The 6,000-nt window shown below is 69.2% G+C and carries 4 protein-coding genes and 2 pseudogenes; 1 reads left to right on the forward strand and 5 read right to left on the reverse strand.

The window, feature by feature from the left end:
• Positions 1–9 precede the first annotated feature (9 nt).
• The 4 genes and pseudogenes from JF597_RS16295 to JF597_RS16310 all read right to left on the reverse strand — a co-directional run bounded on the left by JF597_RS16295 (position 10) and on the right by JF597_RS16310 (position 4,426).
• The gene (locus JF597_RS16295) at positions 10–1,257 is read right to left on the reverse strand and encodes an NADH:flavin oxidoreductase/NADH oxidase family protein (protein ID WP_293994899.1); all 1,248 of its coding nucleotides are present in this window, start codon (positions 1,255–1,257) and stop codon (positions 10–12) included.
• 133 nt (positions 1,258–1,390) lie between these two features.
• Positions 1,391–2,260 (reverse strand): alpha/beta hydrolase, encoded by an 870-nt coding sequence (locus JF597_RS16300; protein WP_293994901.1) that lies wholly within the window; start codon positions 2,258–2,260, stop codon positions 1,391–1,393.
• A gap of 668 nt (positions 2,261–2,928) precedes the next feature.
• A pseudogene (locus JF597_RS16305) lies at positions 2,929–3,498 on the reverse strand (TetR/AcrR family transcriptional regulator); the annotation flags it as partial.
• 322 nt (positions 3,499–3,820) lie between these two features.
• On the reverse strand, positions 3,821–4,426 hold the full coding sequence (locus JF597_RS16310) for an ABATE domain-containing protein (RefSeq protein WP_293994904.1): 606 nt from the start codon (positions 4,424–4,426) through the stop codon (positions 3,821–3,823).
• A 65-nt stretch (positions 4,427–4,491) separates the two neighbouring features.
• On the opposite strand from JF597_RS16310, the gene JF597_RS16315 reads away from it, so the two are divergent.
• Positions 4,492–5,364: an alpha/beta hydrolase gene (locus JF597_RS16315; protein WP_293994906.1), complete on the forward strand. Its 873-nt coding sequence runs from the start codon at positions 4,492–4,494 to the stop codon at positions 5,362–5,364.
• A gap of 176 nt (positions 5,365–5,540) precedes the next feature.
• Here JF597_RS16315 and JF597_RS16320 read toward each other — a convergent pair.
• Positions 5,541–5,864, reverse strand: a pseudogene (locus tag JF597_RS16320) (MFS transporter); the annotation flags it as partial.
• Positions 5,865–6,000: the final 136 nt, after the last annotated feature.

The raw sequence follows: 6,000 nt of genomic DNA on the forward strand, positions 1-6,000 counted from the left end.
CGCAGGGATTCACGACCCGCCTCGCTTGGCGCGGAACGAGGTGCGGCCGTTTCGCCGCACCATCGCGATGGTGGTGGCAAGGCTGCCGCGGTTCAGGTCGGGGTGCAGGCCGTTGCCGAGGCGATGTATCTGGTCGGTGTGCCAGCTGATGTCCAGTACCCCGTCCAGGACCTTGACGTCGGTGATCTTGCCCAGCAGGGTTCTCATGCCGTAGCGCACCTGGTGTGCCGTGAGTGCCTCGGCCTGCCCTTCGAGGATGAGCCGGGCCGCGTCCGGCGTGGTGATCGCCGGCCGGCCGATGCCGATCACGTCGCATTCGCCGGCCTGTACGGCTTGCTGCATGGCAGCACGGGTGCGGAATCCGCCTGTGACGGCGAGTGGGATGTCGCCCACGAGTTTGCGAACAGTGCGGGCGTATTCCAGGAAGTACGCCTCGCGTGCCCTGGTACTGGGCGCCGCCGAGCCGCTCATCGCCATGGACTCGTAACTACCGCCGCTGACCTCGATGAGGTCGACGCCTTCGTGGGCGAGCGCGGCCAGCACGGCCTGGGACTCGTCTTCGGTGAACCCGCCCCGCTGGAAGTCCGCCGAGTTGAGTTTGACGCCCACCGCGAAGCCGGGCCCGACGCGGCCGCGGATGCGGCGGACGACCTCAAGGGCGAAACGCATCCGCCGCTCGGGATCGCCGCCCCAGCCGTCGTCGCGCCGGTTCGACAGCGGTGACAGGAACTGCGAGATGAGATACCCGTGGGCTGCTTGCACCTGTACGCCGTTGAAGCCGGCTGTCTCACACACGGCCGCGGCCGTGGCGAAGCGCTCGATGATCTCCTCGATCTCGGCCGGTCGCAGTTCGCGCGGCGTCGTGGCTCCGGGCAGTTTCGTCGGGATCGGGCTGGGGGCCACCGGCGTATGTCCGAGTGCCAGGGGATTGGCCTGGCGGCCGGGGTGGTTGAGCTGTGCCCAGATCGCACCGCCCGAGTCCTGGGCTGACTTGGCCCAGCGAGAGAGCGCGTCGAGATCACGCTCGTCCTCGATGACGATGTTGCCCGGTTCACCGAGCTGTGCGCGATCGACCATGACGTTGCCGGTGATCATCAGGCCGTAGCCGCCTCGGCTCCATGTGGAGTACAGACGGCCCAGGCGCTTGTCGGGGGCGTTGTTCTTGTCCCCGAGCGACTCGCTGAGCGCCGACTTCATCAGGCGGTTGGGCAGTATCTGGCCGTTCGGGAGAGTGAGGGGGGTGTCCAGCGTGTTCATCGGGACCTTTCGGTGTGGTAGAGCGTGACGGGAAGGTGCGCCGAGCGTGCATGACGGGTTGAGGAGCGAATCCCGGTGCACGTGAGACGCGGCCGGCGAATGTGAGGCCCGCTCCAGCGGCATCCGATCAGGATCAGGACTCGAGGAAGCCGAGCGCCCTTGCGACGAAGTCCTCGTGGTGCTGGAAGATCCCCCCGTGGCCGGAGTCACGGTAGAGAGGGACGAGTTCGCTGTTGGGCAGAAGGGCGGCCAGGTCGATCGTGTTCTGGCTGGGCACCATCCGGTCGTTCTCACCGTTGGCCACGAGGACCGGTTGGCGGATGGCCGAAAGGTCCGACGGTGCCTGGCGGCCCCATCGTCTGACGGCTTTCAGCTGGGCGCGCAGCGACGGCGGCGAGACGTTCCTGTCGCGATCGTCCGTGCGCTCCTTCAGCCGTTCCACCAGGGCGCGCCCGGCCTGCCGGCCGCCGGCGGTGTCGGTGAAGAAGATGGAGAGCAGCGGGTCCTGGCGGGTCAGGGCGCCCTTGACCGTGGCCTGGATGGCCAGCGCCGGGACCTTGTCGATGCCGGGCCCTCCGGCGGGGCCGGTGCCCGCGAGGATGACCTTGCGGACAAGGCGCGGTTCCTCCGCCGCGACGACCTGTGCGATGAAGCCGCCCATCGACAGGCCGAGCAGATCGACCTGGTCGAAGCCGAGGGCACGGATGAACCGCACCCCGTCGTCGGCCATCCCTTCGATCGTGTCCGGCGTGGAGCCGCCCGACCCACCCACCCCGCGGTTTCCGAAGGTGATCACCCGGCGTCGTGCGGCGAGTCCGTCGACGACGCGCGGATCCCAGTTGTCCAGGTTTCCGGCCATGTGAATCAGGAGGATCAGCGGCACGCCGTCCTCGGGGCCGAGCTGCCGGTGGACGAAGTCCACCCCGTCCACGGGCAAGGAGCGCGTCGCCGCGAACGTGTACGACGTTCGTGAGGGGGGTGAGGAGTTTCGCGATGCGCTCATGTCCGGGTCCTTCTGGTAGGAGTGTCAGGCCGGTCTCGTCACCGGACGAAAGGGGTCCCTCACGTCATCAACATGAGGAGTTGGCGACGTTGCTCGCGGCCTGGATCCGGGTGAAGGCCCTCACGGTTGTCTCCGATGTCGGCACGTGGATTGCGTGTGCAGTTCGTTTCAGGCTTCCCGACGCTGAAAAGTGCTCTGTCTCGGCAGGGCTGCCGACAGGGGGCAGCAGCCCCGGGGTCGAGTGCGCGCCAGGCGCGTTGGTGCGGTGCTTGTCGCTCACCTCGCGGGCAGCGCTCTTCGGAGTGGCCTTACCTCGCGTCATGGACGCCGACGTGACGGGCGCCAGTCTTACACCATTTGAATTACGTTCATAATTCTAAGGAGCTGGTCGGCGGCCCGCAAGGGGAACCTTTCTCCCGTGTGTCATGTCTCGTTGCGGATGCGGCGCTCGTCGGCGACGTGGGTGACCGATCGAGCGGCGCTCGCGGCTCCCTGTGAAGACGCTCGACTCCTGCGATGAGGGGTGACGAGCCGTGGGGTCAGGCAACGTGCCGGTCGGTGGCGGCGGGGGCCATCGGGCGCGGATGATCGTGCTTGCGGGGGAGCGACTGCTGTCGCGAGGGTGGGTGCGGCAGTTCGAGGTCCTCCTCGTGGGGCTCATTGCCTGCGCCCAGCAGATCGAGGGCGTTGTGGATGCCCTGCTCGAGGAGTTCATCGGCAAGTTGCCGGTCGGCGAGGGCCCGGGAGAGCTGCAGTGTCCCGGCCATCATGGCGTAGGCGCTCAGTGCCCTGGTGCGGGCCGAGCGCGGATCGCCGGGCGCCAGGCGGGCGGCGATGCCGTCGATGACCACAAGTACGCCGTCTGTGTAGGCCTGCTTGATGGGGTCTGCGCAGCGCCCTATCTCGTCGAGCAGGGCAGCGGACGGGCAGCCGTCGTCAGGGCTGTTGCGGTGCCGAGCGGACATGTACCACCGCACGATCTGTTCGAGTCCGTCGCGGCCGGGTGCCGCGTGCGCGACGATGTTCGCGTTCTGTGCGTGCAGTTGGTCGGCGACGGCAGTGGCGACGAGCTCGTCCTTTGAAGTGAAGTGGGTGTAGAAGGCGCCGTTGGTCAGCCCCGCGTCCTTCATGAGCGTCGCGACGCTCGAGCCGTCGATGCCGTCCCGCTTGAGCCGGCGTCCGGCCGTCTCGATGATGCGCTGCCGCGTCACCGGTTTGTGCTCTTTCTCGTATCGCACCCCATGCTCCTTCGCTTCCCGGAAGGGCCGCTCGCCCTCCGGCTGCTCTGTTCACTCTATGTTATGTCGAACGTAATTCAATGGTGCCGGGGTGTGACATGGACTCCGCCCGCATTCCCCGGCGCGTTCGCGCCACCAGCATCCGAAGCCGCGCCGCAAGGCCGGCGGTCGGCGGTAGTGGCGCGACACCGCGACTGCGGTGCGCACGTCGACGTCCGGATCCGCTGCGAACGACGCCACCCGGTGCAGGCCAAGGACATCGAGAGCGTCCCCGGCCCGGCCTTTCGTATGAGGTCGCCCGAGTGAGCTGAGGACTCCTCCGTCAGCTTTCCGTGATCCGGCCGCTCTGCCGTGTACGCGCCTGGTGGAGGCGGACCTTGGTGCGGTTTCCACAGCGGGACATGGAGCACCAGCGGCGGTTGCGGGCCGGGGAGCGGTCCAGGAAGCGCAGCGCGCAGCGGTCCGCTCCGCAGACGCGTACGCGCCGGATCTCGGCGGACAGAAGCAGGTCGACGGCGTCCTGGGCGATGAGCGCCAGCGCGAGTATGGGGTCGGCCGCGAGGGGCGCGGTGCCGCCGGGCTCCAGGCGGTCCTCGGTGATGACGAGTTGCAGGGCGGGTCTGGGGGCCGCCGCTGCCGATCGGTTGAGCAGCGTCACGTCGCCGGATGCGGGCAGTCGGCCGGCGGCGACCGCCAGTACGGCCCGGTCGACGCTCTCGCGCAGCCGTCGGGCGGACAGGAGAATGGCTGCAGTGGCGGCGTCGGTGGTCCCCGGTGCGAGCAGACGGGCCTGCCGGAGCCAGCCCATCAGGTCGTCCGGTCCCCGGAGTGTCTCCTCGGGAGTGGTCCTCCACCGGCTCCGGAGGGTGTTGGCGAAGTCCAGGCAGACCCGTCCGCCGTCCCAGATCCACACGTCGTCTGTTGCCACGGCTCCATTCTGCCCGCTAGCCTAACCGTCTAAGAGGGTTAGCTCGGGTCGGGGAGGCGCACTCCATGGGACAGCCGACGGTGACGACCGGAGTGACGCGGGTGGACGGGGTCCGCCTGCACTACGTCCGAGCCGGGGCCGGACCTCTGCTTGTCCTGCTCCATGGCTGGCCGCAGACCTCCGACTGCTGGCGGCCGGTGTTGGCGGATCTCGCCGCCGAGCACACGGTGGTGGCGCCGGACCTGCGTGGATACGGCCTGAGCGACAAGCCCACCACGGGTTACGGCAAGCGGCGGATGGCCGCCGACATGGCAGGCCTCGTCGAGGCGCTCGGCTTCGAGCGGGCCCAGGTCGTGGGCCACGACCGCGGCGCTCGCGTGGGGCACCGCTGGGCGCTGGACCGTCCGGACCAGGTGGAGCGGCTGGCCGTGCTCGACATCGTTCCCACCCGGGAGATGTTCCGCCGCCTGGACGCCTCGCTCGCCTCCGGGTACTGGCACTGGCTGTTCCACATGCAGCCCGATCTGCCCGAACGCCTCGTGGGGCGCGACATCCGCGGGTATCTCGAGTACTTCTTCGAACGGTGGACCTACAACCGCCACGGACTCACAGTCGATGCGGTCGACGGCTACGTCCGTGCGTTCTCCCGCCCGGGTGCCCTGCGCGCGAGCCTGGACGACTACCGCGCCATGGAGGAGGACACCGCGCTCGACGACATCGACGCCGCCGAAGGCCGCCGCCTCACCATGCCACTGCTGGCCCTGTGGGGTTCCGAGGGGCTGCCTGCCCGCTTGCCGGCGCTGGAGATCTGGCGGGACTATGCGGACGACGTCACCGGTGCCGAGATCGCGGAGTGCGGCCACTTCATCCCGGAGGAGCAACCGAAGGCGCTGTTGGCACATCTGTGGCCTTTCCTGGCCGGCAAGACGAACCGGTGACCCCCACGGTGAGGGGAACACTGCCCCTCAGCCGATCGAGCGCCGACCCGAAAGGCGCGCTGTCCGAGGGGCCTCGACCAGGGTGTGATGACCCCGCACGACGAACGCACCTGTAGGGCAGGTCAGTTGAGGGGCGGCCCCGCTGTGACCGGCTGGGCCGCCCCTCGGTCCGGGCTTCAGGTCGCGACCGCGTCGGCCGGAGCACTCCCGGCAGCAAGGCCGGCAGCCGAGCTGTCGGCCTTGCGCTGCCGGCGCATCAGCAACGCCACAGCCGCTGCCAGGGCGACGGCACCGGCTCCGACCCAGAGGGCCGGGATCAGTCCGTCCACGAACTGTGAGGCGGATCCGTAGCCGCCCTGGGCGGAGAAGACCGCGGCCAGCGACGCCACGCCGATGGCGCCGCCGACCTCGCGGATCGCGTTGTTCGCGCCGGAGGCGATGCCCTGCTCTTCCGGGCGGACGGTGCTCATGACGAGGTTGGCGCTGGGTCCGAAGAACATGCCCATGATCGCCGGACCGCTGGCCGGGGCACTGTCCGACCGCATCGGCGGCGCACCCGTCGTCACCGCGGGCATGGCCCTGAACGCCGTCGGCCTCGGGCTCTGGGCCATCACCGTCGAGCCGCACGTCGCCTAC

The sequence above is a fragment of the Streptomyces sp. genome (assembly GCF_019510245.1).
Classification (GTDB): domain Bacteria; phylum Actinomycetota; class Actinomycetes; order Streptomycetales; family Streptomycetaceae; genus Streptomyces.